The organism is Corallococcus sp. Z5C101001 (assembly GCF_007352635.1).
Lineage (GTDB): Bacteria > Myxococcota > Myxococcia > Myxococcales > Myxococcaceae > Corallococcus > Corallococcus silvisoli.
The window spans coordinates 307,999-334,611 of record NZ_VKLU01000011.1 but is presented as its reverse complement, the minus strand read 5'-3'; the positions used below and the strand labels follow the sequence as shown (position 1 = coordinate 334,611).

The following is a 26,613-nucleotide window of genomic DNA, read 5'->3' as shown; positions in this document are numbered from 1 at the left end:
AGGTTCAGGGCTCGGAGACGTTCACGGTGAAGCCCTTGGGGGTGCTGGAGGTGCCCACCACCCGCGCCCGGGCCTGCGCCGTCCACTCCAGCTCGACCGTCCCGGGGGCGGCGTTGGGCTGCACCTCGAGGGTGAGGTCCGCGCTCCATTCACAGCCCTGGTCCAGCTCGCAGTACGTGGAGAGGTTCGTGGATGGCTCCACCTCCACCGTCACGGGCGCTCCTTCCGTCAGCACGCCGAGCTTGCTTCCAATGGCGTAGTTGTTCGCTGTGTCGACCAGGGACACCCGGAGCCAGGGGCTCGCTGTCTGGCTGGGATCAGAGGGACGCCACCGCGCCGTGACCCGCGCCGTCATCTCCGCCTCCACCTCCTTGGAGGGAGGCTTCGGCGCGGAGGCCCGGACGATGAGGCGGCGCACCACCTTGGGTGCCTCGGTCGTGATGCTCAGCGGGGCGCCCACGTACTCCTCGGACAGGACGTCCTCGGAGACGGGCTCGGAGGTGGCCACCACGCTGACGCAGGCCACGAACAACAGCAGGCGTGCCGCCCAGAACCTGGGGCGCAAGACCGGAGGAGACGCTTCGAAGGAGGGGGACGGACCGGATCGACTCATGGTGGAGCGCTGGCAGAGCAAGTCAGGTGCCACACACAGTCACAGAGGAGGGAGAGGGCCTGACACACCGTCCGGGGTGCTCAGGCGTGACACGCGTGTCACGGATTTCCGTCCTGGCGTGTGTCGGGCCCCTTCATTGACAATGGCAGAATAGGTAAGTACTTACGGATTCATGGATGACGTGGTCAGACAGGGGGCTGGGGCCTTTGGGTCTCGGCTGCGGCGGCTGGTGGAGCGGCTGGACCGGGATGTCCACGCCGCCTACGAGGCCTCGGGCGAGCGGTTCGAGCCGAGGTGGTACGGGGTCTTCACGTCGCTGCGGGACGCAGGACCCCTGACGGTGGGGGAGCTGGCGCAGCGGCTGGGCATCACGCACGCGGCCGTGAGCCAGGTGCGCACGGCGCTGGAGCGCGAGAAGTTGATCGCCAGCGAGGCGGACCCGCAGGACGGCCGGCGTCAGCGATTGAAGCTCACCGCCCGGGGGCGGGAGACGGCGCGGAGGTTGGCGCCGCTGTGGGCCGCCATCCAAGCGGCGGCCACCCAGGTGCTCGCGGAAGGGGCGCCGACGCTGCTCGCGGACCTGGCGGGCCTGGAGCAGGCCCTCGACCGGCGCGGCCTACGGGCCCGCATTGGCGACACCTTGCATGGGGATGACTCGGACGTATCAGGAGACCTGGATGAGGATGTCTGACCGCTGTTTCGCCGCTGTGTTGATGTTGCTGTCGTCGGGCGCCGCTCCGGCCCTGGCACAACCGCCGGCGCCCGCCGTGCGCGTCGAAGGCCCCGCCCGTGCCCGGCTCACCGCCGAGGAGCGCGACGCGGCCCTGGCGGGGGTCGAGGAGGCGGTGCGGACGGCCTATGCCTTCCCGGAGAAGCGCGCGGCGGTCCTGGGGCGGCTGGGCCAGTCACGCAAGGCGGGGCGCTATGACGTGGACTCGCCCGCCCTGCTGGCGGAGCGCATCACCCTGGACCTGAAGGACGCCAGCAAGGACCTGCACCTGTACCTCCTGAACGAGCCCGCGAGGTACGCCGCCGCGAAGGCCGCCCCGGCGGGGAGCCGGGATGACGACGCGTTCATGCGAGAGTGGGGCCTGCGTGAGCACTACGGTCTGACCGAGCTGCGCGTCCTGCCTGGGAACGTCCGCCTCCTGCGCATCTCCGGCTTCCATTGGACGCGGGACGAGACGGGCGTGGCCTACGACGACGCCCTCCGGTTCTTGAAGGGCGGGGACGCGTACATCATCGACCTGCGGGGCAACGGCGGCGGCCACGCCGCGGCGGTGCAGTACCTGGTCAGCCACTTCCTGGACGAGGACACCCTGCTGATGACCTTCCACCGGGCTGACGCGCCGCCCGCGCAGTCCCGCACGCTGGCGCATGTCCCGGCGGGGCGGCTGATGGGCAAGCCGCTGTATGTCTTGATTGACCGTGGCGTGGCGTCCGCGGGCGAGGACTTCGCCTATGACGTGCAGCAGTTCAAGCTGGGCGAGCTGATCGGCGCCAGGACCGCGGGCGCCGCGAACAACAACGGCTTCGTGCCCGTCGCGCCGTGCTTCATGCTCAGCGTGCCGGAGGGCTACCCCGTCCACGCCGTCAGCCAGACCAACTGGGAGGGCGTGGGCATCGCCCCGGACGTGGAGGTCCCTCCCGCGCAGGCGCTGGAGGTGGCCCAGCTCCGGGCCCTGAAGCGGTTGATGGCGGCCCCTGGGGTCGCGCCCCAGCAGCTCGCCGCGTACACCTGGGCGCGGACGGGGCTGGAGGCTCGGCTCCAGCCGGTGTCCGTGAGCCCGGCCCGCATGAAGTCGCTGGCGGGCCGCTTCGGGGAGGTCGTGGCCACCTTGCGCGAGGGCGCGCTCTGGCTCGTGCGCGGGAAGCGTCCGGAGGCCCGGCTGGTGCCGTTGACGGCGGAGGGGCTGTTCGCGGTGGAGGGGAATGACCACCTGCGAGTGCGGCTCACCGGCAAGGCCGCGGAGCTGTTCTGGGAAGGGGAGCCGGAGCCCCTGGTGTTCACGCGGAGCTGAGCGCGTCCTGTCCCCCAGGTGAGAAGCGGCTCCGCGCCCCACGCGGGTGCGGAGGCCGCTCGCCGCCAGGGGGCCTCAGCGGTAGTGGACGGCGATGAGCTTCCCGTCGAGCCGGTGGATGTCGATGTCCAGGTCGTAGATGCGCCGCAGCACGTCCGAGCGCATCAGCTCGTCGGGGGCCCCCTGGAAGGCGACCTTGCCGTCGCGCATCGCGATGACGTGGTCGGAGTAGCAGGAGGCGTAGTTGAGGTCGTGCAGCACCAGCACGACGCTCTTGCCCAGCGTGTCCGCCGCGCGCCGCAGCTCCTTCATCATGGACACCGCGTGCTTCATGTCCAGGCTGTTGAGCGGCTCATCCAGGAGGACGTAGTGCGTGTCCTGGCACAGCACCATCGCCACGAAGGCGCGCTGGCGCTGGCCGCCGGACAGCTCGTCCAGGAAGCGGTGGGCGATGGACTCCAGGCCCAGGTGGTGGAGCGCCCCCTCCACGAAGGCGCGGTCCTCCACCGTGGGGCGCCCCTTGGAGTGTGGGTAGCGGCCGAACGTCACCAGGTCGCGCACCGTGAGCCGCGCGGTGATGGGGTTGTCCTGGCGCAGGATGGCCAGCTTGCGCGCCAGCGCGTCGCCGGGCGTCCGGGCCACGTCCAGGTCGTCCACGAGCACGGTGCCGGAGGACAGGGGCAACAGGCGGCTGATCATCGACAGCAGCGTGGACTTGCCGGCGCCGTTGGGGCCGATGATGGAGGTGACGCCGCTTTCGGGGATGCGCAGCGTGACGTCGTCCACCACCAGGGTGTCGCCGTAGCGGCGGGAGACATTCCGGGCTTCGATCATCGCAGCGCGCCTCGCATGAGCAGGGCGATGAACATCAGCCCGCCCAGGAACTCGATGATGACGCGCAGGTTGGCGCCAAAGGAGAAGATGCGCTCCAGCACGAACTGGCCCCCCAGCAGGCCCACCACCGCGAGGAAGATGGCGGCGGGCAGCACGTGGATGTGCCGGTGCGAGCGCACCAGCCCGTGCGCCAGGTTCGCCACCAGCAGGCCGAAGAAGGTCACGGGCCCCACGAGCGCCGTGGACACAGACACCAGCACGGCCACCACCACCAGCAGCAGCGACACCGCCCGGCGGTGGTCCACGCCCAGGTTGATGGCCAGGTCGCGGCCCAGGCTCAGGACGTCGCAGGTGCGCAGCAGGCGCAGGCCCAACAGCGACACGCCCACCGTCATCACCGCGGACACGAGGAGCAGGTCGGGGTCCGGGTTGTTGAAGCTGGCGAAGAAGCGGTCCTCCAGGAAGGCGAACTCGGCCGGGGCGATGACCCGCTGGAGGAAGGTGGACAGGCTGCGGAAGAGCACGCCCATCACCACGCCCGTGAGCAGCAACAGGTGGATGCTCCGCCTGCCGCCCCAGAAGAGCCACCGGTGCAGCACGCCGGAGAAGAGCACCATCACCGCGACCTCCACCGCGAACAGCAGGCGGATGTCCAGGGTGGCCACCGTGCGTGAGCCCAGGAAGAAGAGCAGGCACGTCTGGAGCAACACATAGAGCGTGTCGAAGCCCATGATGGCGGGCGTGAGGACGCGGTTCTCCGTCACGGTCTGGAACAGCACCGTGGAGACGGCGATGGCGTAGCCCACCAGCAGCACCGTCGCGACCTTGCGCCCGCGGAACGGCAGCACGAAGTCCCACCGCCCTCCCGCGTCCACGGTCATGAACACGACGACGCACAGGACGGCAAGTCCTCCCAGGAGGAGCAGCCGCCGCTCGTGGCCTTCCGCTCGGAGCGCGCTAGCCCACACGGGCGTCCCTCCGGAGCAGCAGGTGGAGGAACAACAGGCTGCCCACCACGCCCGCCACCGTGCCCACGGGAATCTCATAGGGCTGGCGCACCACGCGCCCGGCGATGTCGCACACGAGGACGAAGCCCGCGCCCATCACCGCCACCCACGGGATGGAGCGGCGCGCGTTGTCCCCCACGATGAGGCTGACGAGGTTCGGCACGATGAGCCCGATGAAGGGAATCATGCCCACGGTCGCCACCACCACGGCGGTGACCATCGCGACGATGGCCAGCCCCAGCGCGACGATGCGCGGGTGGCTCAGGCCCAGGTTGGTGGTGAAGGCCTCGCCCATGCCGGCGACCGTGAAGCGGTCCGCGACGACGTACGCGACGACCGTGAGGACGAAGGCGCCCCAGAGCAGCTCGTACCGGCCGCGCAGCACGCTGGAGAAGTCACCCGTGGTCCAGGACATCAGCGACTGGAGCAGCGAGAAGCGGTAGGCGAAGAACGTCGTCGTCGCGTCGAAGATGGCCCCCAACACCAGCCCGACGATGGGCACGACCAGCGCCGAGCGGAGCGGGATCCGCCGCAGGATGAGCAGGAACAGCGCGGTGCCCGCCATGGAGAAGCCGGCGGCGACCGCCGTCCGGGCGAGGATGGGCAGGCCGGGCGCGAAGATCGTGACGGCCAGCAGGCCCAGGCTCGCGGACTCCGCCGTGCCCGCGGTGAAGGGCTCCACGAAGCGGTTGCGCGCGAGCATCTGCATGATGAGGCCCGCCACCGCCAGCGACATGCCCGCGAGCACCAGCGCCAGGGTGCGCGGGACGCGGCTGATGACCAGCACCTGCACGGCGCGGTGGTTCTCTTGCGGCGCCAGGAGCGCGTCCCAGGACACGTGGCTCACGCCAATCAGCAGGCTCACGCCCGCGAGCACCAGCACCGCGAGCCCCGCAACGGCGAGCAGCGGCAGGGCGCCTCCCGCTGTCGCACCCGGGGCTCGCGAGCGGACCGCGGGGGACGGGGCGGGCTCGCTCCTCGCGAAGCCCTCCGCCTCAAGGTGCGGTGGGCTGTCGGGGCTTCGCGTAGACATCGGAGATCTGCTCCAGCAGGCGCCGCACGGACTGGATGCCGCCGCCGATGAGATAGGTGTTGGCGGGGTCCAGGTACACGACCTGCCCCTGCTTCCACGCAGACGTCTGGCGCACCAGCTCGTTGTCCAGCAGCCGCTGCGCGCCGCCGCCCTCGCCAATGGCCGCGTCCCGGTCGATGACGAAGAGCCAGTCCGGGTTCGTCTCCAGGATGAACTCCGAGCCAATGGCCTCGCCGTGAAGCGACGCCTTGAGCGACGGGGCCGCGGGCGGGATGCCGAAGTCCTCGTGCAGCACCCCGAAGCGCGAGCCCGGGCCATAAGCGCTCATCCGGCCGCCAGACGTCAGGACGATGAGCCCCCGTCCCCGAGCGGCGGTGGTCTGCTTCAGGTCGGAGATGGCCTGGCGCAGCGATTCAATCAGCGCGCGGGCCCGCTCCTCCTTGCCGAAGACGGACGCCAGCCGCTCCGTGTTGCCCACCACCGTGTCCAGGTAGTGCGCGTCGTCCGTCAGCTGGTCGATGGTGGGCGCGATGGCGGAGAGCTTCGCGTACCGGGCGCTGGAGCGGCCGCCGGTGATGACCAGGTCCGGCCGGGCCGCGTGGATGGCCTCGTAGTCGGGCTCGAACAGGGTCCCGAAGCGCGGGTACTTCTTCGCGTCCGCGTACTTCGCCAGCTGGCCGGGGAAGTACTCGCCGGCCACCCCCTGCACCTCCACCCCCAGCGCGTCCAGCGTGTCCAGCGCGGCGAGGTCGAAGACCACGACCTCCTTCAGGTTCGCGGCCACCACGGTGCTGCCCTGCGCGTGCGTGATGGGGCGGCCCGCTCCAGCGCCGGGGGACGCCGCCGCCTCCGGTGCCGCTCCCGCCGGAGCAGGGGCCTCCGAGGGGCGCAGGACGTAGACGGCGAGGCCGATGGCCGCGACGCCAATCAGGGCCGCGAGGAGGAGCGGGAAACGCTGGGGAGAGGGGCTCACGGGAAAGGCCAGTCCAAGAAGAGGCGGGATGTTAAATGAAATTGATATGCATTATCGAGACGGGGTATAGCGGATCCCCGCGAGACCGTCAAAACCCATTGAATCCCGGTGGGGCGAGGCGGCCCGCAGGCTCGCCTTCGATCAGGCGATGGATGTGGCGGGCTCGCGCTGAGGCCCCTGGCGTGAGCAGGACTTCAACGTTCACTCGTGGGAGGCGGAGTCCGCCTTCGCGTAGCGGAGCATGACAAGGCCAGACGGGTACGCCTTGGCCTCCAGCAGCTTCAGCGGGAGGCGCAGGGGCACGCTCCCGAGCAGCGGACGGCCGCTGCCCAAGAGCCGCGGGCTGATGGCGAATTGGTATTCGTCAATCAGCCCGTGCTCCGACAGCTGTGACACGAGCGAAGCGCTGCCGAAGAGCATCAGGTCCCTTCCCGGCTGCCGCTTCAGCGCCTCCACCTCTCTCGGGTCGAAGGAGGGCAGGAGGCGGGAGTTGTTCCAGGTGACGGCCTTGCGCGTCGTGGAGAACACCAGTTTCGCTGACGCGTTGATCCACACGCCCATGGCGCGGACCCCTTCGCTCCTGCGTCCCTCGACGTGCGGGTCCGGCGAGGTGCTGGCGGCGTCGACGGCGTTCGGCCAGAACGACTCGAACATCTCGTAGGTCCGGCGTCCGAAGAGCATCGTGTCGAAGCTCGGCAAGGACTCGACGGACTCCCGTTCAAGCTCCGCGTCCGCCACGACCCAATCCAGGCTTCCGTCCGGGGCCGCGAAGGCGCCGTCCGCCGACAGCTGGTTGAACATCACGATTCGCCGCATCGGTGACTCCAGGAGGAAGAGGCCGTCAGCGGACCGCGAAGCGCTTCGCCGACCGCAGCTTCGCCTTCATCGCTTCCATGTCGCGGTTTCTCGGCGGGGCGGTGGTGACCAGGGAGTCCATCAGCCGGCGCGCGACCTCCGTGATGTCCTCGACGGCGCGGTGGAACGCCTCCTCGTTCGCCTTGGAGGGCGCGCTGGTGCCGCTCAGCTTCCGCACGAACTGGAGGGCCGCCGCCCGCACCTCCGCGTCGGAGGCGGGCGGCTCGAAGTTGAACAGGGTCTTGATGCTCCGGCACATGGTGATCCTCCCGGGAGCGACCAGCGTACGCCATGCGCCCGCCTTTCATGGTGCCGGCGCGCGGGGGGAGGTTGGCTTTGATGAAAGCCACGCCAATCCTATCGAAGCTCATTTTGACAGAACAGACTGCCTTTCGTGACATTCGTGGAATTGGCGTGGTTCAATTCCTGGCGGCGAGTGGCCCCCGCCACGCGCCATCACCCACACGAAGGGAAGCCCGTCATGAAGCATGTCCTGGGAGTACTTACGGCCCTGGCCGTCACGGCCCTGGTGGCCTGTGGTGGACCGGCCACTGGTGACGTGTCGGAGGAGCTGGGGGAGGTCTCCAGCGCCCTGGCCACGTGTTCGATCTCCTGTGGGTCGGGGACGACGCTGTCGTGTTCGGGGACGTCCTGCTCTTCCGTGGACGGCTCCTATGTGCAGTGCAATGGCTCCTACCAGTACTGCCCGACGACGCCTCCGCCGCTGACCTGCTCGCGCGCGAACACGTGCACGTTCATCGAAGGCACGGACTGTCCGTTCGCGGGCACCGAGAGGCAGTGCTGTCTGGATGGTCAGCCCACGGGGGGCTGCTACTGCATGTCCAACAACACCTGGATCTGCACCGTGCCTCCGGGCGGCCCGTAGTCCACGCGCCGGGCCGCGGCGCGCTCGGGTCCTTCCACCGGGTGGGCAGGCTGGCGCACGACAAGGTGCTCCAGCGCATCGGGCGGACGAGCAGGCTCATCCCGGGGGGCCGGACACTGGCGCCCCCCTGACGAGCGCTGGCGGCGGGGAGGCAGGGGGGCGTGGCGGGATGACGCCCACGCTCCGAGCCTCTTCTCCCGCTCTCCGGGACGGAGCAAGCTGTCTGCCGTGTCCCGGCGCTCACAGCTGTTCCTCCTGGTCCTGGTGTCAGGGCTCCTGCACGCGGCGCTCTTCCTGGCGCTGTCGCGGAGCTCCGCCGGACGCGTGCGGAGGCCGTCCGCGCCGCGGGCCATCGAGATGGAGATCGTGACCCGGGATTCGCCGCCCGTGTCCACGCCGCCTCCCGCCCGGCCCGTTCCGAAGCCGCCCAGGTCGGCCCCGCGTGCACCGACAGCGCCCATCGCGCAGCCCGCCCCTCATGAAGCGCCCTCCAGGCCCGCGCCAGAGCCGATGGCGCCCGATGCGCTGGCGGAGAGCACGCCGTCAGCGCAACGCTCCGACGCGCTGGCCGCGGCCTCCACGCCGCGGGGCGGGGATGTCCCGAGCGCGGGCCCCAAGCTCGACCTGAATCCTCGGGGGCTGATGGGCGGCGGGCTGCTGAAGGGAGGACCGCCGTCGACGGGACGGACGATCCGCAACGACCCCGGCTCGCAGCCCGACCCGAAGGCGTTGGCCGCCCTGGAGGCGGAGCACGTGCAGCGGCGGGTGGACGGGTGGGCCAAGGACGCGGCGGCGGCGGCGCGGGCCTCTGGGGGCGCGATGCCTCCCTACTTCGCGAAGCTGCGCCAGGGCTTCGCGGAGCGGCTGGTGGACCCGCCCCCGCCCGATGCCCGCGTGGTGCTCGGGCGGCTGCGGCGCGAACAATTGGAGGCGATGGAGCGGTTCGGCCGCACGGGCAGTCCCGACTCCACGAAGGAGCGCGACTTCCGGATGGAAGGCTTTGACCGGATGCGCGCCGCCGCGGAGTCCGGGCGCGCGGCGAACATGGCCATGATGGATGTCACGGCCCCCGTGCTCGCGCTCGCCGCCATCGTGGAGGTGCGGCAGGCGCGCGATGGCCGCCTGGTGGACCTCAAGGTGCTGGAAGGCTCCGGGGATCCGAAGTTCGACACCTGGGCGGTGTCGCAGCTGCGCGATGCGCTCGCCAGCGCGGACGCCCCCACGGATGGCGGCGTGGGCATCCATGAGGACGGGATGTGGACCCGCTGGCGGTTGGAGGAATACCTCGGCAACCCCCGCGTGAAGATCCACCTGCTCGCCGTCTACTGAGGCGCGGGACGCTTCCTCCGCGTCACTCTGGTCCGAGCGTGCCGACGAGGTTGCCCGTCGCCGCGTCGAACACCTCCAGCGATTGCCAGTGCGGCACGTAGATGCGTTCGCCCTGGATCCAGATGACGGACGGGGACGTGCCCATGTTGGTGCGGGGCACCGCCACGTCCCAGGCGATGGCGCCGGTGCGCAGGTCGCGCCGGATGAGCCGCGCGCCTCCCTGCTCCATCTCGTAGAGGATGTACACCGCGTCACGGGTGATGTCGGCGGTCTTCGGGGGCGTGTCCCTCAGCAGGAGCGGATCCCCGTCCGCGACGACGCCGTGCCACAGGGGCTTCCGGTTCCCAGGCTCGTACACCGCCACCAGGGGCACCTGCGTCCCCGGCCACCGCGAGCCCAGCGCCAGGGTGTAGCCGTTCGCCCGGTAGAGGTACTGCGTGGAGAAGCCGCGGATGTCGGAGGGCGGGTAGCTGGAGCGGATGCAGGGCGTGGGGTGTTCCGCGGGGCGGAGCATGTTGCAGGTCTGGGGGCTCAGGGGCGGCGTCGCGCAGCCGGGCGGGGCCCGGGGCGCGGGCCGTGCGGTGGCCGTGCGGGTGTTGAAGAGCAGGTGCTTGCGGTCCACCACCTCCACCCAGACGGACTCCGTGTCTCCTGGCGGGATGCAGAGCCGGCGCGGCGAGTCCGACAGCGCCACGCGCCCCAGCCGCTTGCCCGTTTCGAGCTCCAGCAGGTTCACCGCGCGCTGCTCGCTCATCACCAGCCGCCCGCCCTGGGCGATGACCTTCGTCGTGCTGGAGGCATCCGGCCCCTCCGAGGGCAGCGTCTCCCAGAGCTTCTCGAACGTCTTCCCGTCGAAGGCGGCCACCAGGTCCGTCGAGCCGGAGTTGTAGCGGCTCACGTGCCCGATGATCTCGTCGGTCCCATCCCCGTTGAGGTCCACGAACACCGGCGCATCCCGCTCCGCCCACTGGAGGCGCTCCGGGCGGGGCGGCGGAGGAGGACTGGGAACGAAGGGGGGCGGGGGGACAACGGCCGGGGGCGGGCTGGAGACGGGCTGGGGCCTGGAGGGGGGGACCTCCTCTGGAGGGTCGCCGCGCCATGCGAACACCGCGACGATCACCCCCAGCAGGAGCACCCCCACGGACCCCGCGATGATCATCGCGACCTGCGGGTTCGTCGGCGCGGAGGCGGGCGCTGGCGGGGCGGGCGGAATCGAAGGCGGCCCTTCCAGGTCGAACGCATGGCCGCAGTAGCCGCAGGTGTAGTGCGTCCGCGAGACCTGCGGCGTGAAGGGTGCGTTGCAGTGGGGGCAGCGGGAGGCTCTGGGGACGTTCCGGGCCATCCGGTAGGTCTAGCACCCAGGACGCGAGAGAGGGACGAAACACGAAAGCCCCCTTCCTCCGCGCGGGACGAAGAGGGCTTCGCGGCGCACACCCGCGCCAGGCGGAGGGCTACTGCACGGTGGCCTTCAAGGAGACGCCCGTGAACGCGCTGTAGCCGCGCACGGACACGTACCAGGTGCCGGCGGTGGGGGTGTTGAAGGTGCAGGTCTCCTCGTTGCCGCTGGCGTACGGGCGGCAGTTGTACAGGGACGTGGTGGGCTGCGCGCCCTGGCGCACGTACAGGTCCGCGTCGCCCGTGCCGCCCGACTGGAACACCGTCAGCGCGGTGGTGCCCGAGGGGACGTTGATGGCGTAGTGCGTGAAGGAGCCGGTGGCGCCCGACAGGCCGCCCAGGTCGAGCACCGTCGTGCCGTGGGACGCGCCGTTGAGGGTGTTGGTGATCCAGTTCTCGAAGGACGACACGCGGCCGTACATGCCCGGGTAGCGCGCGTCGGCGCAGCCGTAGCCCCAGCTCACGATGCCCGCGAGCACCTGGGTGCCGCCCTTGAGGACGGTGAGGGGCCCCCCGCTGTCACCCTGGCAGGAGTCCTTGCCCGGCGACGCCGCGCCCAGCTGGTCCGCGCCGATGGTCTCGCTGGGGTAGCTGGACTGCGCGGAGGCGTTGGTGATGAGGGCCACGTTCACCGTCTGGAGCGTGTCCGGCAGGGAGGAGGAGCCGCTGCTCAGCGTGCCCCAGCCCGTGACGCGCGCGATGACGCCCGCGTTGGTCACGCCCGCCGCCTCGTCCTCCTCGGTGACCCGCGGGATGGCCTTCGCGTTCGCGCCGCTCAGGTCCAGCGGCGAGGACAGCTTCAGCAGCGCCGCGTCCTTGCCCACGTTGGCGTCGACATAGCCCGGGTAGACGAACACCTGCGACACCGTGCGGATCTGCCCGGCGCTGCTGCCGCTGCGCTTGGTGATGCCGGCCACCACGCGGCCCGGCTTGGAGATGCTGCCCCCGGAGTTCACGCAGTGCTGCGCGGTGAGGATCCAGCTCTCGTTGATGATGGTGCCGCCGCAGAAGTGGCTGCCGCCGCTGCTCTGCAGCGACACCTGCCACGGGTTCTGCGCGATGGTGGTGTTGGCGCCACCGACGATTTCCTGCGACGTGGCGGCGGGAGCCCCCGGCTGGGGCGGCTGCTCCTCGGTGGCCTGGGGACCACACCCGATGATCAGCAGCGAAACCGCGCTGGCGGCGGTCCAACGGCGCACGACCTGTCCTGAAAACATGTTGGCCTCGGTGAAGTGATGAAACGGGAGACCGAACGACTCTGGATGGGCCCTGCACGTCTTGCTAAGCGCCCCCGCCCTGGCAATTAACGCAACTGGATAGCTCCTGTGATGGTGTTGTCCACCCATCGCTGGATGGCACCGCGGGCTGTCCAGGGGCCGACGCTCGGTGGCACGCGGCCTGTTGTCCCGTGGCCGCGGGTCACGTGTCATCCAGGCTGAGGCCGCGCAGGTGGCTGACGTCCCCCCAGGTCACCATCCGGAAGCCGCCTTCGTGCAGGTCGAACTGGTTCCAGCCGGCGTTGAGGACGGAGAAGGCGCGTGGCGTGGACGGCGGGATGCCCAGGCAATGGCGGAGCAGTCCGCTGAGCAGCCCTCCATGGGTGACCACCACGACGCGGGCCTCCGGGTGCCGTGCCCCCAGCTCCCCCAGACACTGGAGCGCCAGCCGCAGTCGCTGGGACGCGCTCTCGCCCTTGGGGACGACGTAGTCGGCGCCGCCCTCCGTGTACGCGGCGAAGACGTCTGGGTATCGCTGTCGGGCCTCCATGCGCGTCAGCCCTTCGAGGATGCCCAGCGCACGCTCGCGCAGGCGTGCATCCGGCTGGAGGGCGTGACCCGTACTCGCCGCGATGCGGGCCGCCGTCTCCACCGCGCGATCCAGGTCGCTGCTGTAGAGCGCCTGGAAGGGGAGGGTGGCGAGGCGCTCGGCCAGGGCGTCCGCCTGCCGCAGCCCTTCGCGGCTCAGGGAGCTGTTCATGTGTCCCTGCAAACGGTCCTGGGCGTTCCACTCCGTCTCCCCGTGCCGGAGCAGGATGAATTCTGTCGTCATGGGCTCAAGCGTGACGGGCAAGGCCCCGGGGGAGCAAGGCGCATGGGCGGCGCCCGTCCACCGCCGGGTGAAGCGGCTTGCGCTACGGTGGGGCCCCGGCTCCCCGCCGGTGTCGAGGGAGCCTTCCAATGGGCACGTTCCTGGCGGTGGTGGGTCTGGGGGTGGAGCTGGTGCTGGCCGTGGCCCTGATGGGGGCCACGTTCGTGGCGCTGGCCTTCAGCGGCGAGGCCTACCGCCGTGGCATCACCCTCGCGCATCGGGCGATGAACGCGCTCTCGGCCGTCATCGCCATCGTCCCGCTGCTCCTCACCCTGTGGGTCATCTGGCGGCGCTTCTTCTCCTCGCGGCCGTGGGGCGAGGTGCCCCTGGGCCTGGGCCTGCCCCTGGCGGTGGGGCTGCCGTGCGCGGCGGCGGTCTTCCTGGCGCTCCTTGGGGGCGAGGCGCTGGCCGGCCGCGCCTTCGAGTCCCGGCGCCGGAAGGAGCGCAGGGGGCTGCGCGCGGAGGTCGAGCGCGGCGCGGTGGAGAAGTCCTGCGACCTGGTGGTGACGGACCCCGCCGCCACGCCCGAGGACCTGCGCCGATGCCGGACGCGCATCGAGTCCCTGGCCAGCCCGGAGGCGCGCTGGCGCGAGTTCCTGAAGTTCGTTGACGGGCGCACCGGCTTCCGCACCTGGAACCCGGAGGAGCTGGGGCTGGCCCCGTCCTGGGATTGGAACCGGTCCGTCGCGGTCGTGAGGCATGAGCAGGAGTGGTTCCTCCCCGCCTTCTACGAGACCTGGCTCGCGCGGTCGGACGCGTTCCTGTCCGAGGCCGACCTGGAGCGGCTCCTCGGGTGTCTGAACCGGAGCCGGCGCTCCACGGGCTGGAGCGCCGCGGCCATCGAGCGGCTGCGTCCCCAACTCCTCCCCGAAATCGCCCGGCGGCTCGACGCACGACAGGGCCTCTCCGGGACCGGCGCGCTGTGGCGGGACTCGGCTCGCGAGGTGCTTGCCGCGCTCCAGCGGACGCCGGAGGAGGGCGGCGGGCCTCCCGTGCCGGCATCCCCTGGGACACCCGCCCCGGATGCCATCGGGCTCGCGCGCCTGGGGGAGGATGGCTCGTTGCATCTCTGGCTGCGGGCCACGCCCACCACGGGCACCGTCGGCGATGTCTATTTCAATGTCTTCCCCCATGAGAAGGAGTTCAGCCAGTGGATGAAGCACATCGGTCCGCTGCCGCCGGGGGAGGTCCGCGGGGTGTCGCCATTGCGCTCGCGCTGATTGGCGGTGCCCCGTGGACGGGGACCCGCGCGGGTCCGTCCACGTGAAGGACGCGGCCAGACAGGCTGGAGTCACGTGACGGGGGCGAAGCGCGATGGCGTCGAGTGCCGTGGCGGACGTTTACTCCCACAGGCGGAGGTCGATGGCGTTGGCCATGCGCTCGGCGCCCGCGTCATTGGGATGCAGTCCCTCCACGGTCAGCTCCTTGCGGATCGCGTCGGGGTTGGCCGGGTCTCTCACCGCCGCCTCGAAGTCAATCACCGCATCGAACCCGCCAGCGCCACGGATCCACTGGTTCACGGCCTCGCGCAGGGCCTCGTGCTCCGGCGTGAAGTAGGGGTGGCCCTGCATGGGCGTCAGGGTTCCGCCATACACCTTCAGGCCCTTGGCCCGCGCACGCTGGATGAGCTGTTCGTAACCCTGGATGATTTGCGCGGCGGTCACTGCTCCGGAAGCGGGCCCCGACCGACCGATGTCGTTGATGCCCTCCAGGAGGATGACGGCCTTGACGCCCCGCTGGGCCAGCACGTCTCGCTCGAAGCGCTGCGACCCCTTGGGCCCATAGTCGTCCTTCAACAGCCGGTTCCCTGACAGCCCCGCGTTGAGCACGCCCACGGGCTTGCCACCCCGCGCCGCCAGCCGCTGGGCCAGGCGGGCCGGCCACGAGCGCCCCGTGTCCACCGTGGAGCCCGCGCCGTCGGTGATGGAGTCACCGAACGTCGCGACCAGGGATGCGTCGTGCGCCGCGTCCACGTGCAGCGCGGTGAGGAAATAGAGACTGCGCGTCGTGAGCGCGGACTCGAAGGTCCGCGCCGCCGTGTGGTCGCCGCTCGCGGAGACATAGGTGCTGTTGGCGCCCTGGAGGTGCCACGTCACCGCGCCCGAGCGCTCCAGGAAATAGAGCGAGACGGCCACATCCCGCTGGCCATCGACCGCGAGCTCGACGGCTTCACTGACGGCCGTCCGGCCTGGAGGGATGCTGACGGAGGCCGCACCCGCGAAGCGAACCTCCCGGACCGTCGCGGGGTCGATGGTGATGCCGCTGACTCGCAGGGCCACCCGGACCGCCTCCAGCCGCAGGGGCTGCGTCCCGTACTGGTTGCTCAACACGAGCCTCAGGCGAGGGCCCGCCAGCGTCGGACGCACGAACATCCGCACCGTCTGGGCGCGGAAGCTGGGCCCGGCGAGCTCGGCGGCGCGAGCGCCGCTGGCCGACGGATGCATGGGCGCGGTGAAGGCGGGGAGCCAGAACGGTGGAGGGAGCGGCACACGCTCCTGGCCCTCGACACGGGGCCCGCCCAGCACACAGGCCACGGTGAGCAACGCGCGAAACACACCCCGCGGCGCTCCGACACGGGACGACCTGCGCTGTCGCTCCATGACCTCTCCCGAGGGCCCCATTCCTCCACCCTCATCCGGAAGGATGGGCCCCCTGGAGGAGCGCGACGCGTGTGGCTTTTTGCGGACATGCCCCAGTTCCACAATGCGGACAGAACCCCCCTCCTCCGGCCCGAGCGCGCGGGGGAGGGGAGTGTGCGAACGCTCCATGCCTTCACCGGGGCCATGCCCCCGGCCCCCCGATTGGAGCCAGTCGCATGTCCTCCCGCATCCACCTGTCCTCACCCCACATGGGCACGCTCGAGCGCGGCTATGTCGACGAAGCGTTCGAGAACAATTGGATCGCCCCCTTGGGGCCGCACGTGGACGCCTTCCAGGATGAGTTCGCCCGGTGCGTGGGCACGCCTCACGCGGTCGCGCTGAGCTCCGGCACGGCCGCGCTCCACCTGGCGCTCCAGTTGCTGGGCGTGGGGCCCGGAGATGACGTGCTGGTGAGCACGCTCACCTTCGCCGCGACGGTGAACCCCATCCGCTACCTGGGGGCTTCGCCCGTCTTCATCGACAGCGAGCGCACGTCCTGGAACATGGACCCGGTGCTGCTGGAGGAGGAGCTGGCGATGCGCGCCCGAGTGGGCCGGCTGCCGCGCGCCGTGGTGGTGGTGCACCTCTACGGCCAGAGCGCGGACCTGGATCCGCTCCTGGCCGCGTGCGACCGCTACGGCGTGCCCATGGTGGAGGACGCGGCGGAGGCCCTGGGCAGCACGTACAAGGGCCGCGTGCCGGGCACCGTGGGGCGGGTGGGCATCTATTCGTTCAACGGCGATAAGATCCTCACCACGTCCGGGGGCGGGATGCTGGTGTCGCCGGACGGGGAGCTGGCCCGGCACGCGCTCAAGCTGGCCACGCAGGCCCGGGACACGGCGACGCACTGCCAGCACTCGGAGATTGGCTACAACTACCGGCTCAGCAACGTGCTGGCTGGGATTGGCCGGGGGCAGTTGCAGGTGCTGGAGGACCGGGTGGCGGCGCGCCGCGCGAACCACGCGTTCTACGCGAACGCCTTCCAGGACCTGCCCGGCATCGCGTTCATGCCGGAGGCCCCGTGGGGCCGGCATACGCGCTGGCTGACGGCCATCACCATCGACCCGGCGGTGTTCGGCGCGGACCGGGAGGCGGTGCGGAGCGCGCTCGAGCGGGAGAACATCGAGGCGCGGCCGGTGTGGAAGCCCATGCACCTGCAACCCGTCTTCGCGAACTTCGAACGGCGGCGGGGCTGCGTGGCGGAGGAGCTCTTCCGTCAGGGGCTGTGCCTGCCTTCTGGCTCCAGCCTCACGGCCCGGGAGCTGGAGCGGGTGGTGGAGGCGGTTCGCGCCACTCCCCGGAAACAGGCGCTGCGGACCACGGGTTGACGGGCAGGGGGCGCGGCCCGGTGGCGTGGCGCTCCACCGGGCGGTTCGTCATGACCGGGCCCGGGCCGCGCGCTGTAGCACCTCCGCCAGCCGCTGGGCGGCGGTGTCCGCGGAGTAGCGCTCCCGGCCCAGCCTGCTCGCCAGCGCCCCGGCCTCCGCGAGCCACTTCGGGTCGCGCAGCCGGCGCGCCAGCATGCGCGCCGCGGCGGGGATGTCCTTGGGCGGCAGGCGCAGGCCGAAGGGCTCCCGGTCCATCAGCTCCGCCTGCCAGCCTCCATAGTTGAGCGCCAGCGGGCGTCCCGCCGCGAGCACGTCGAAGAACTTGTTGGCGGAGGTGTCCTGCATGCCCGTCACGTCAGTGAAGAGGGACATGGCCAGGGAGGCCGCGCTCAGCAGCGCGGGCACCTGCTCCTTGGGCACGCCGGGCAGGAAGAAGAGGTTCTGGTCCTTCACGCCCAGCGCCTCCGCCAGCGCGTGCAGCGAGGCCTCCTCGCGGCCCCGGCCCATGATGACGAAGCGCACCTCCGGGTCCCATTCGCGCATCTCCGCCGCCACCCGGACCAGGTAGTCCACGCCGTTCACCAGCCCCAGCGTGCCGGCGTACAGCACCATGGGGCGGTTCCCCAGCCACGCATGCCTCTGGCGGAACTCCGCGCCCGCGGACGCCGGCACCTGGAAGCGCTCCGGGTCGCAGAGGGTGGGGATGATGGTGATCTTCTCTGGAGCCACGCCCGCCGCCTGCACGCCGGCCTTCATCCCCGGGGACAGCGCGACGATGTGCTCCGCGCCCGCGTAGGCCGCCTTCTCCAGGAGCTGCGCGGCCAGGATGGCGGAGCGGCTCTTGAGGGCACCCACGGCGATGGGGAAGGCGGGCCAGAGGTCGCGGACCTCGAAGACCATGGGGCGCTTGTTCCACCGCGAGGCGGCGATGCCCGGCACCGCGATGGTGAGCGGCGTGCTGGTGGCGAAGAACACGTCCGCCGGCAGCCGCGCCGCGCGGCGTGTGGCGTTGAGCGCGAAGTGGCCCGAGGTCCGGACGCGCTCCGTGTAGCTCATCGCGCCGCTGGAGGGCGCCGGGAGCCAGTGCACCTGGATGCCGCTCTCGTTGGACTCGCGCCAGCCCCGGCCCGCGCCGCCGTCCGTGCGCGGGTCGGACGTCACCATGTGGACCTCGTGGCCCAGGGTGACCAGCCTGCGGGCCAGCTCGTAGGAGCGTGTGTCCCCGTGCGGGGTGGGCGTGTTGAAGTGCTGGTGCAGGTAGACGATGCGCATGTGAGGCGGCTCCTGTGGGTGAAGGCCGCGGATGGGGGCGTACCTCGGGCCCCCAGCGCAGGCGCTCACGCATGACACCGTGGCCCGGAGGAGGCCCCGTTGCATGGGGCGCAAGTCTTTGGGGTCGCGGATGCGAGCGTAAGCCCACCGCGCGCCAAGTGTCTGGAACGCGTTAGGGGTCCCCAGCGAGGCGACACCGGGCCCATCCTCCAGGGCCGAGTGGAGGGCGAGCGCCCGAATCAAGACATCGTCGCCTCCCTCCGGGGGTAATGACAGACGCCAGGCCTGCCCCGATACCCTCTGGCTGCGTCAAGGCGCGCCCCCGTTCCTGACGCTCCCGGCCGTTCGTCGAGGGGTTTCCATGGTCCTGTCCCTTCCCCAGCTGCGTGAGGTCACGGAGGCCCACTTCACGTGCCTCACGGAGCGGGAGCTGGCCGAGCGCCGTCGCGAGGAGGGTGTCCGCGTCATCTCCCACCGGGGGCACTACTGGGAGCAGTCAGGCCTGCCCGGCTTCTTCCAGCCGGTGCACCTGCTGGCGCGGCTGACGCCCGACGAGGCCACGGCCCCCACCCCGCTGTCCTGGGGCTTCCGGGCGGCGCTGACGCCGGAGACGGCGAGCGCGGCCACCGGCCAGGTGCCCGTGGCGCGGCTGCGCGACCTGGACACCTATGACGTCCAGCACCTGGATTCCGACCGGCGCGGCGAGCTGCGCCAGTGCCAGCGCCTGGTGCGCATCGTCCAGCTCACCGGCCCGTCACTGCTCCTGGAGCAGGGCTACGGCGTCATCCGGGATGCGCTGACGCGAACACGCCCCAAGAAGATTCCCACGCTGGACGAGTACCTCAAGAGCCTGCGGCGCTACTTCGTATCGGACCACTGGTGCGTGCTCGCGGGGCTGGTGGATGGAAAGCTGGGCGGCTACCTGGATGGCTACGTGGTGGACGGCGTCGCGTACGGGTTCAGCGCGTACTACGCCAGCTGGGCGCTGCCGCTGAACATCTCCACCGGCCTCCTCTACGCGTTCGCGCAGGTCTGCCGCCGCTTTGAAGCCCGGACGCTCGTGGGGGGACTGCACGGGCCCGACGCGGCGCCGCTGGAGCCGTTCGAGGACGGGCTGGGCTTCGTCGTGGACCCCATCCCCATCCACTGGGGCATGAATCCGCTGGCGCGCGCCTTCATCCGCTGGCGCTACCCCCACGCGTATTCCTGGCTCACGGGCCAGCCGTGAGCGGACGGAATCGGAGGCCGGGGATGCAATGGAGCCGGGTCCCGTGCATGAAGGAGGGGTGTCCTCCGCACCTGTCCTCGACTTCGGCCATTACCTGGGCACCCCCCTCCAGCGCGTGGAGGTGCCGGGGCTCGTCTTGACGGAGAGCACCTACGCGCCCGGGGTCCGGTTGCCGCCGCACCGGCACCGCCACGCGGGCTTCCGGCTCACGCTGGAAGGGGGCTTCACGGACGTGGTGGAGGGGCGCGCCCGGGAGTGCACTCCGCGGTCGGTCGCCTTCCAGGCGCCCGAGCTCGCGCACGCGCAGCACATCCGGGACGTGCGCACGCGCACCTTCAACATCGACTTCTCGGAGGCGTACTGGCGGGTGCGGTGTCCGCTCGTCGCGGGGTTGGATCCCCGGATGGAGCTTTCGTCGGTGCGGCTGTCCACGTTGGGGGCGCGCGTCTACCAGGAGTTCCGGCGTGCGGACGACGTGGCGGCGCTGGCCATCGAGGGGTTGTCGCTGGAGCTGCTGGCGGAGGCCGTGCGCGCGTCCGCGCCGCGCAAGGAAGGGGGCCCGCCGACGTGGCTGGGCCGCGTCCAGGAGCGGCTCGACGCGGTCCGGGGGCCGCCGCCCACGCTCGCGGCGCTGGCGCGGGAAGCGGGGGTGAGTCCCCTGCGGCTGGGCCGGGCGTTCCGCCAGACGTACCGGTGCAGCCCCGCGGAGTACCTGCGGCGCTCGCGGCTGGAGCGGGCGGGCCGGGCGCTGCGCGAGACGGAGCGGCCGCTCGGCGACATCGCGCTCGACGCGGGCTACTGCGACCAGAGCCACCTGACGCGTGAGTTTCGGCGCCGGCTGCACCTGACCCCGGCGGAGTACCGGCGGCTCGCGGGGCCTGCGTCTCGTTCCAGGCGGTAGGTTTCGTCCAAGACGCGAGCGCGGGCCCGGTCCACGCTGGCGACCATGACTTCGGAATCGTGGATCCTCTTCCGCCGTGCCGGGGCGCTGTTGGCGGCCCTGATGCTGTCCGCCTGCGCGGGCACACGGCCCGTCCCTCCTCCCTGGGAGCCCGGGGTGCACCGCGTGGACGCGGGGCGCACCCCCTGGGTGCTCCGCCCGTCGGAGGCCTATGACGCCCTGTGCCTGCTGAACCTGCTGCGCGGCGAGGACTTCTACACGCGCCACTATCCGGCGGAGTTCCAGCGCTTCTCCGCGCTGCTGGGCGCTCCGGAGCAGGCGGCGCTCGCGCACCTCACCGAGCGGATGGCGAAGCAGGGCGGGAAGATGGTGGGCCCCTTCCTGTCGCTCGTCTTCTCGGTCTCGGGGGCCACCACGGTGGACGGGCTGACGGCGACGGTGGAGGACGACGCCGCGTGGCGGAGGATGCGCGCGGCCTTCCTGGCCACGACGTATGGCCAGGAGGACGGCTTCGCGGAGATGGAGGACGTGCGGCAGGACCTGGGTGTGTTGCTGGCCTTCCTCCAGCGCGTCGGGTTCGCGCGCATCTGGCGCGCGGAGTACCTGCCGAAGGTGGAGCAGGCCATCGCGGGGCTGGCCGCGAAGCTGGCCCCGTATGACGTGGTGGGCTGGGATGAGCAGGTGCTGGGGCGGGAGCTCCAGGTGGCCGCGCTGAACGCGCACGTCCTCATGTTCGCCCGGCCGCATGGCATCCGGGTGACGGGATGGAACTTCCTCACGGACGCCACCTACCCCATGGACGTCACGGTGAAGACGGCGGCGCATGAGCTGCTGCACCCGCCCTTCGTGCGCGCGGGTGTTCTCGACGAGCGGCTGTCGGCGCTGGAGGCGGACCCCTACTTCCAGCGGCTCGTGCGCGAGCATGACCCCGCGTTCGGCTACACCGAGGCGCGCGGACTGACGGAGGAGGACTGCGCGGAGGCCATCGACGTCTTCGTCAGCGAGCGAGAGGGATTGCTGCGGAAGCGGGACGGCCAGCCGCTCACGGGCGCGGAGTTCTTCGCGGACCACGATGACGGCATCCACGTCCTGGCCTTCGTGCTCTACGAGGAGCTGAAGCGCGCCGGCTCCTCCCGGACTGGCACCTACGAGGACTTCCTGCTCGCGCTATTCGAGCGGGGCGTGCTCGCGCCCGGCCAGCTGGAGCGCCGCTTCCGCGCCTCCCCGGGGCACTACCCCGTGAAGGCGCTGGGCGAGGCGGCGACGCCCTGAGTCTGACTCGACTTTCGCCATTCCGGCCTGCTGCTCAAGCCGCCTGTGAGGGCGGCGGGTCGATTCTGAGAGAAGGCGCGACGGGGCGCGGTTCATCTTGCCGACCCTTGTTCAAGGAGGCGAAACCAGAGCCGCTCTGGGCTGCACGACTCCTGCACTTCCCTGCGCCAAGGACACGACAACAAGGGATGCGCTCGCGCAGCGCCTGGGGCAGGCGGACGAGGCGTGGCAGCTGGCGCAGCGGGAGATGGACAGTAATCTTCAGGGCACGGACGCGGTCGGAGCCGGCGCGCTCCACGTACCGCGAGGCCGAGCACCAAGCACGGGAGGTGCTCGATGTGCACTCGACCAACGGGATAGGTTGCACCACGCAGAATGCAGACGCCCACCCGCCAGAGCATGATAAAAATGTCTGGTTTAACTTCATTTTTTATCCGTCATGGCATGATATGCCATGACGGATTCCCGCCCCCTCTCGTGTGCCGCCAGCGCACTCGGTCCCCGCTTCCCCTGGAGAGCCAGTGAAGGCTTGACGCCGTTACGCTGGCTGGTAGCGCTCATGCTACTCGCGGCGTGCAGCGGCTACTCGTATCTCCGGGATGGCGACGGGACGTACTTTGGGATCGAGGTCCGCGATGGTCGCGAGACTCCATGGGTCCGTGGGCCATGGCCCGCCATCGACCCTTCCGTCGAAGCAGATTCCATCATAGACCAACTGTGCGCCCCGCTCATGGCGTTGCCCGCCGCCGCGCCACCGAAAGGCGAGTATGGCCAGGAGTACTGTGGCGTCATCTACTCTTACGAGGGCCGCTACTATGCGTCCTGGCCCGCTGCCCTGGAGACGCGGCGCCCGAGCGCCGTGAACAGCGACTTCAAGGACTGCCGCGTGCCGAAAAGAGTGGTGGATGAGCGGGGGCGGACGGCGATCCTCGCGGACTACCACACCCACCCATGGCGCTACTCGTCGCTTTCCATTCAAGATCGCTGGAAGTCTCGCCAGCGGTACTCGTTCCGCGTGCAGATGGACACCTCGTGCACCGTGCAGATGTACATCCCATACCTTGAGCAGGAACGCCCCGGAGAGGTCTACGTGCGAAAGGAGCGTCGCTGGGTGCTCATCGGGCGCGTCATGAACAAGGATAGCGGCATCATTCAGACTGTGCCGGAGGACTCCCGATGAGACGTGCGTCGCTGCTCGTTCTGTCGCTCGTTGCGTTGAGCGGGTGCTCCCTATTCCGGCACTCGACGCGCCCACCACGCGCGCCTCCCGAAGAGGCCCAGAAGTTCGTCTTCCCGGCCCTCTCCTTTCAGGAGGGCCGGACAACGCTCCTCAGTGGGGACATCGCGACCGCCGTCCAACTCGCGATGGATGACTTTCTCCCCTTGGACCGCAAGCCACCCAAGGACGCCACGCCGGTCGAGCTGTGCCTCTTCCGTCGCGACGTCTACCAGGTATCGGTGGAGCAGCTGCCGGATGGCATCGTCCTGGTTGGCATCTACGCGCATACCGAACTCTGCGACCCGAACGACAGCGCCACGGATGCCGGCGGGCTCTACGCCGTCGATGTGCGACGCGGTCTCATCGTCGCTCAACAGCGGTAGGTGGTAGCCCGCTACGGCGCCCACCAAGCCAGGTGAAGTGCGGCCCTCCCCAGTCTCCCTGGGCGGGTCGCTGCACTACGCGAGACCGTTCGAGAATCCCGGCCTCGCCGCCGCATCGAACGAAGCGACATCGAAGTCACCGGCAGCTGGGGTGACCGTCTGATTCGGGACTTGACCCCAGCGCTGCCGTCACCGCGTGCACGACAGGGCAGCGCACCCAGCCGGTCGACGTCCTCCATCCGGCTCAGGACATCCTCTGCGGCGTCTGCTGGTCCGACCCTGCTCGCACCTTCTCCCGCATCCTCTCCGCGCATGCCTCGGACCCGCCGCCCTCACAGGCGGCTTGGGCGGCAGGCCGGAATGGCGAAGGTCGAGTCAGAAGCACTCGCGGTCGTCGGTGAAGGCCGGGCACCAGGTCGAGGCTCCGTCGCACGAAACGCCGCCGCAGATCTTGTTGCCCTGCGGGGGCAGCGTCTGGACGGAGTAGCCACTGCAGCTCAGCGTGGTGTTCCCCGCCTCGCAGTAGAACGTCACCGTCTGGAGCGTGGGACAGTCGCTGCGCTGGCCGTCACAGGTGACCGACTGGCCCTGCACCGCGTTGCACACGTTGCCCGTGCAGGAGAGGGTCGCGCCCCCGGGGCACGTCGTTGAACAGACGGACATCGCCGTGACGTCGGCCGCCGGCGGCTCCGCGCCGGGCTCGCCCGCATCCATCGGGCCGCCGCACGCCACCGCCTGCAATCCCAGCACGGCCATCGCCACGAACAGGAAACGCTTCATCACAGACTCCTCCAGGACAAGTTTGATAGAAAAGATATCCTGGATTACTCAGCCCTGCGAGGCACCGCGTGGGCGACTCATGGGGGGCCGTCCTGGGCCGTGGCCTTGTCCGGGACCGCGTCGTCCAGGCGCTGCTGGAGGGCCTTCCAGCCACGGCTCCCCGCCTCCCGGGCGCGGTCGAGCGTTTCGCCCGCGCCCTGGGCCACCTGCTCCGGAGAGAGCTTCGCGGTGCCCTGCCGCACGCGGTCCATCCAGCGCAGCGGGGCGTAGAGCTGCTTCGCCCGCTCGGGGCCGAGCACCACGGTGAGCACGTGCTCCAGTCCTCCCGCGCGCGCCAGCAGGGCCCTTCCCAGGAGCAGGCCCGCGCGCGTCTGCTGGAACAGCGGCAGGCTGTCGCCGTGCTTGCGCAAGGCCTCCGCGCTGTCGTGCACCTCGCGCTGCTCCGTCTCTTGCAGGAAGGGGCTGGCGGCGAGCCGGTCGAGCGACGCCGCGGCGTCCTCGTAGCGTCCGCGCCGGGTGTGGATGAGGGCCCAGCCCCACCACGTCAGCTCGTTCTCCACCCCCAGCGCCTGGAGCGAGCGCAGGCCCTGCTCGATGTCGTCCTCCGCGGCGCGTTCACGCTTCAGGCCCATGCGGTTCCACGCGCGCAGGAAGTGTCCCGCGGCGAGCGCCGCCTCGCGTGACTGCGCCGGCGTGGTGTCCCGCAGGGCGGGGAAGTCGTCCGGGGGGAGCTGCTCGGCTTCGGTGAGGAAGGCGGTCAGCTCCTCCTCGGCGGCGTAGTGGTAGCCGCCGAGGCAGAAGGAGAGCCCCCGGTTCGCGCGCACCGCGACGCGCATGGACGGGGGCCAGGTGGGCGCGGGCGTGGCGCGCGACAGCTCGTAGAAGACGAGCTCCGTGGCGGGGACGCGGTCGGAGCGCTCGGCGGCGTCCAGCAGCAGCCAGAGGGCCGCGAAGAGGGCGTGCTCCTGGCCCGCGTCATAGGCCGTGGGGGGCGTGGAGGTGGGGGCCCACCGGGACCACAGCAGGGGAAATTCGTCCTCGTCGCGCGTCTGGAGCGCCTTGCGCGCCTTGTAGAAGGCGATGCCCAGGTCCAGGTACGTGCGGGCCGCCGCGCGCGTCGCCTCGTCCGTGAGGGGCTTGTCCGGCAGGGCGCGCGTCTCGGCCAGGGCCCTCCACAGCAGCGCGACCTCCTCCGGGGCCTTCGGGTCGCCGTCCGCGCGCAGGGTGAGCTTGAGCGCGCGGTAGGGCACGAGCGCGACCGAGTCGCGCATGCGCTGGTCGATCTCCGCGCGCTCCTTCGCGGCGCGCTCGGCATCCGTCCGCTGACAGCCGCCGCACGCGGCGAGTCCGAGCAGCAGGAGGGCGGCGAGGCGCGGGAGCAAACCCCGTCGCCGGGGAGCGGTGTCCATCATGGCCGTGGACGCTAACACCGGTCCTCCAGCGGCGGGACCTGCCTTCCAGGCTACCGGATGCCGAGCAGCGCGGCCAAGAGGTCGCGGGGATCGAGCCCCGGCGGCAGGCCGGAGACGCCGCCGTCATTCACCTCCACCACCGCCCAGCCCCCGTCCTCCAGCATCGCGACGTCCAGCGTGAAGAACGGAGACGCGATGCGCTGGCCCAGCGGCGCGAAGGCGGAGAAGTCAGGCACCTCCACGTCGAACTCGTGGTACGGCTCCGCCGCGAGCAGCCGGCCCCGGCCGAAGAACAGCCGGAACTCCAGGTGCGCGGGCCCCTCGGGCGTGCGCCCGTAGACCTTGAGCGGCAGGAAGCGGCGCACCACGAAGCCGCGCTCGAAGCGGTCGCCTCGCGCGTCGAGCAGGTTCAGGCAGACGCGCTCGAAGTCCTCGCGCGTGGCGTCCGCGGGCACGAAGCACGCCTCCGCCCAGCGCTCCTTCGCGGACTTCACGTGGTCCTTCACGATCCACGGCGACGGCCCGAGCCGCCGCGCCGCATGCCACGCCTCCGCCACGTCCGTCCCCTCCGTCCAGACGGAGCGCGCGGTGTAGCGGGCGAGGCGCGGATACCAGCGGGGCAGGTAGTGCGCGGCGGCGTACTGCTCTGGCGTCGTCATCAGCCGGTGCCCCAGCGCCGCCACCGCTTCGTCGAGCGCGCCGTACTCCTCCTCCGTGAGCATCCAGCCCCGGTACAGCAGCCGCAGCCGCCCTCGCTCCGGCACCCCGCTGAGCGCCCGCTCGGCGTCCCCGGACAGCAGGGCGGAGAGGTCCGCCTGATACGTGTCCACACCCAGGGCCTCCGCCGCGTCGGCCTCCACGTCGAAGGGGTCTGGCTGGTGCGGGTTGCGCCCGAAGAGGATCGCCGTCGCCTCGCGCGAAGGGCTCATCGCGACCTCCGGGTTTCGCGGAACGACTCCACCACGACAAGGGGGATGGGCATCCAGGCACCTTTCGTCATTGCGAGTGGAACGGCAGGGCCCTCGCTGACGCCGGGACACAGGGGACCTGACACGGCCACGGTGGAGGCGTGAGCACGCGACCACGGGCTGCATGTCTGGAGCTGGAGGGCTTCCTGTCTCCGACGCCCCCTCACGGTGACGTCT

Annotated in this window: 26 protein-coding genes; 11 read left to right on the top strand and 15 right to left on the bottom strand. The window is 70.8% G+C overall.

Annotation, left to right across the window (positions count from 1 at the left end; genetic code table 11):
* Positions 1-4: 4 nt before the first annotated feature.
* Entirely contained in the window at positions 5-565 is a 561-nt protein-coding gene (locus tag FOF48_RS25435; RefSeq protein ID WP_143905481.1) for a hypothetical protein, read from the bottom strand.
* 220 nt (positions 566-785) lie between these two features.
* Here FOF48_RS25435 and FOF48_RS25430 point away from each other — a divergent pair, with 220 nt between their 5' ends.
* Together FOF48_RS25430 and FOF48_RS25425 are read left to right on the top strand one after the other, a co-directional pair.
* Positions 786-1,304 carry a MarR family winged helix-turn-helix transcriptional regulator gene (locus FOF48_RS25430; RefSeq protein WP_143905479.1) on the top strand — a complete coding sequence of 173 codons (519 nt, stop codon included), beginning with the start codon at positions 786-788 and terminating at the stop codon, positions 1,302-1,304.
* Entirely contained in the window at positions 1,297-2,634 is a 1,338-nt protein-coding gene (locus FOF48_RS25425) for a S41 family peptidase (protein WP_143905477.1), read from the top strand. The genes FOF48_RS25430 and FOF48_RS25425 overlap by 8 nt, the downstream gene beginning before the upstream one ends.
* Positions 2,635-2,709: 75 nt before the next feature.
* Here FOF48_RS25425 and FOF48_RS25420 read toward each other — a convergent pair whose 3' ends face one another.
* The 6 genes from FOF48_RS25420 to FOF48_RS25395 all read right to left on the bottom strand — a co-directional run bounded on the left by FOF48_RS25420 (position 2,710) and on the right by FOF48_RS25395 (position 7,595).
* Positions 2,710-3,468: an ABC transporter ATP-binding protein gene (locus FOF48_RS25420; protein WP_143905475.1), complete on the bottom strand. Its 759-nt coding sequence runs from the start codon at positions 3,466-3,468 to the stop codon at positions 2,710-2,712.
* Complete coding sequence (locus FOF48_RS25415) at positions 3,465-4,436, bottom strand: iron chelate uptake ABC transporter family permease subunit (RefSeq protein WP_255442645.1); 972 nt, start codon at positions 4,434-4,436, stop codon at positions 3,465-3,467. The genes FOF48_RS25420 and FOF48_RS25415 overlap by 4 nt, the downstream gene beginning before the upstream one ends.
* Positions 4,426-5,508, bottom strand: a complete 1,083-nt coding sequence (locus FOF48_RS25410) for an ABC transporter permease (RefSeq protein WP_255442644.1) — start codon at positions 5,506-5,508, stop codon at positions 4,426-4,428. Before FOF48_RS25410 ends, FOF48_RS25415 begins: the two co-directional genes overlap by 11 nt.
* Positions 5,471-6,481 carry a siderophore ABC transporter substrate-binding protein gene (locus tag FOF48_RS25405; protein WP_143905471.1) on the bottom strand — a complete coding sequence of 337 codons (1,011 nt, stop codon included), beginning with the start codon at positions 6,479-6,481 and terminating at the stop codon, positions 5,471-5,473. The genes FOF48_RS25410 and FOF48_RS25405 overlap by 38 nt, the downstream gene beginning before the upstream one ends.
* Before the next feature lie 201 nt (positions 6,482-6,682).
* On the bottom strand, positions 6,683-7,297 hold the full coding sequence (locus FOF48_RS25400) for a dihydrofolate reductase family protein (RefSeq protein ID WP_143905469.1): 615 nt from the start codon (positions 7,295-7,297) through the stop codon (positions 6,683-6,685).
* A 25-nt stretch (positions 7,298-7,322) separates the two neighbouring features.
* Positions 7,323-7,595 (bottom strand): DUF2277 domain-containing protein, encoded by a 273-nt coding sequence (locus FOF48_RS25395; RefSeq protein ID WP_143905467.1) that lies wholly within the window; start codon positions 7,593-7,595, stop codon positions 7,323-7,325.
* 222 nt (positions 7,596-7,817) lie between these two features.
* Here FOF48_RS25395 and FOF48_RS25390 point away from each other — a divergent pair, with 222 nt between their 5' ends.
* Positions 7,818-8,222, top strand: a complete 405-nt coding sequence (locus FOF48_RS25390; RefSeq protein ID WP_143905465.1) for a hypothetical protein — start codon at positions 7,818-7,820, stop codon at positions 8,220-8,222.
* 228 nt (positions 8,223-8,450) lie between these two features.
* Complete coding sequence (locus FOF48_RS25385) at positions 8,451-9,551, top strand: ferrichrome ABC transporter substrate-binding protein (protein ID WP_143905462.1); 1,101 nt, start codon at positions 8,451-8,453, stop codon at positions 9,549-9,551.
* Between the two features lie 22 nt (positions 9,552-9,573).
* On the opposite strand, the gene FOF48_RS25380 is transcribed toward FOF48_RS25385, so the two are convergent.
* The 3 genes from FOF48_RS25380 to FOF48_RS25370 form a co-directional block, all read right to left on the bottom strand.
* Positions 9,574-10,893, bottom strand: coding sequence for a hypothetical protein (locus FOF48_RS25380; protein WP_143905460.1), 1,320 nt, complete (start codon positions 10,891-10,893; stop codon positions 9,574-9,576).
* 109 nt (positions 10,894-11,002) lie between these two features.
* Positions 11,003-12,145: a trypsin-like serine protease gene (locus FOF48_RS25375; protein WP_255442642.1), complete on the bottom strand. Its 1,143-nt coding sequence runs from the start codon at positions 12,143-12,145 to the stop codon at positions 11,003-11,005.
* A 220-nt stretch (positions 12,146-12,365) separates the two neighbouring features.
* Positions 12,366-12,995, bottom strand: a complete 630-nt coding sequence (locus tag FOF48_RS25370; protein WP_143905456.1) for a histidine phosphatase family protein — start codon at positions 12,993-12,995, stop codon at positions 12,366-12,368.
* Between the two features lie 128 nt (positions 12,996-13,123).
* On the opposite strand from FOF48_RS25370, the gene FOF48_RS25365 reads away from it, so the two are divergent.
* Positions 13,124-14,254 (top strand): hypothetical protein, encoded by a 1,131-nt coding sequence (locus FOF48_RS25365; RefSeq protein ID WP_143905454.1) that lies wholly within the window; start codon positions 13,124-13,126, stop codon positions 14,252-14,254.
* A 120-nt stretch (positions 14,255-14,374) separates the two neighbouring features.
* On the opposite strand, the gene FOF48_RS25360 is transcribed toward FOF48_RS25365, so the two are convergent.
* Positions 14,375-15,589, bottom strand: coding sequence for an SGNH/GDSL hydrolase family protein (locus tag FOF48_RS25360; RefSeq protein WP_186002062.1), 1,215 nt, complete (start codon positions 15,587-15,589; stop codon positions 14,375-14,377).
* A gap of 260 nt (positions 15,590-15,849) precedes the next feature.
* Between FOF48_RS25360 and FOF48_RS25355 the strand changes: the two genes are divergently transcribed.
* Positions 15,850-17,001 carry a DegT/DnrJ/EryC1/StrS aminotransferase family protein gene (locus FOF48_RS25355; protein WP_143905450.1) on the top strand — a complete coding sequence of 384 codons (1,152 nt, stop codon included), beginning with the start codon at positions 15,850-15,852 and terminating at the stop codon, positions 16,999-17,001.
* 48 nt (positions 17,002-17,049) lie between these two features.
* Here the strand turns inward: FOF48_RS25355 and FOF48_RS25350 are convergent, their stop codons facing one another.
* A complete protein-coding gene (locus tag FOF48_RS25350; RefSeq protein WP_143905448.1) occupies positions 17,050-18,273 on the bottom strand; it encodes a glycosyltransferase family 4 protein in 1,224 nt (407 codons plus the stop codon).
* Positions 18,274-18,634: 361 nt separating this feature from the next.
* Here FOF48_RS25350 and FOF48_RS25345 point away from each other — a divergent pair, with 361 nt between their 5' ends.
* From FOF48_RS25345 to FOF48_RS25325, 5 genes are all read left to right on the top strand, one after another.
* On the top strand, positions 18,635-19,501 hold the full coding sequence (locus FOF48_RS25345) for a hypothetical protein (protein ID WP_143905446.1): 867 nt from the start codon (positions 18,635-18,637) through the stop codon (positions 19,499-19,501).
* Between the two features lie 58 nt (positions 19,502-19,559).
* A complete protein-coding gene (locus tag FOF48_RS25340; RefSeq protein WP_255442640.1) occupies positions 19,560-20,402 on the top strand; it encodes an AraC family transcriptional regulator in 843 nt (280 codons plus the stop codon).
* Between the two features lie 45 nt (positions 20,403-20,447).
* Positions 20,448-21,674: a hypothetical protein gene (locus FOF48_RS25335; protein WP_143905442.1), complete on the top strand. Its 1,227-nt coding sequence runs from the start codon at positions 20,448-20,450 to the stop codon at positions 21,672-21,674.
* A 730-nt stretch (positions 21,675-22,404) separates the two neighbouring features.
* Positions 22,405-22,854, top strand: coding sequence for a hypothetical protein (locus FOF48_RS25330; protein ID WP_255442639.1), 450 nt, complete (start codon positions 22,405-22,407; stop codon positions 22,852-22,854).
* Positions 22,851-23,276, top strand: a complete 426-nt coding sequence (locus tag FOF48_RS25325; RefSeq protein ID WP_143905440.1) for a hypothetical protein — start codon at positions 22,851-22,853, stop codon at positions 23,274-23,276. The genes FOF48_RS25330 and FOF48_RS25325 overlap by 4 nt, the downstream gene beginning before the upstream one ends.
* Positions 23,277-23,651: 375 nt before the next feature.
* Here the strand turns inward: FOF48_RS25325 and FOF48_RS25320 are convergent, their stop codons facing one another.
* The 3 genes from FOF48_RS25320 to FOF48_RS25310 all read right to left on the bottom strand — a co-directional run bounded on the left by FOF48_RS25320 (position 23,652) and on the right by FOF48_RS25310 (position 26,397).
* Positions 23,652-24,056, bottom strand: a complete 405-nt coding sequence (locus FOF48_RS25320; RefSeq protein ID WP_143905438.1) for a hypothetical protein — start codon at positions 24,054-24,056, stop codon at positions 23,652-23,654.
* A gap of 77 nt (positions 24,057-24,133) precedes the next feature.
* Entirely contained in the window at positions 24,134-25,468 is a 1,335-nt protein-coding gene (locus FOF48_RS25315) for a hypothetical protein (RefSeq protein ID WP_143905436.1), read from the bottom strand.
* A gap of 50 nt (positions 25,469-25,518) precedes the next feature.
* Positions 25,519-26,397 (bottom strand): ATP-grasp domain-containing protein, encoded by an 879-nt coding sequence (locus FOF48_RS25310; protein ID WP_143905434.1) that lies wholly within the window; start codon positions 26,395-26,397, stop codon positions 25,519-25,521.
* Positions 26,398-26,613 lie beyond the last annotated feature (216 nt).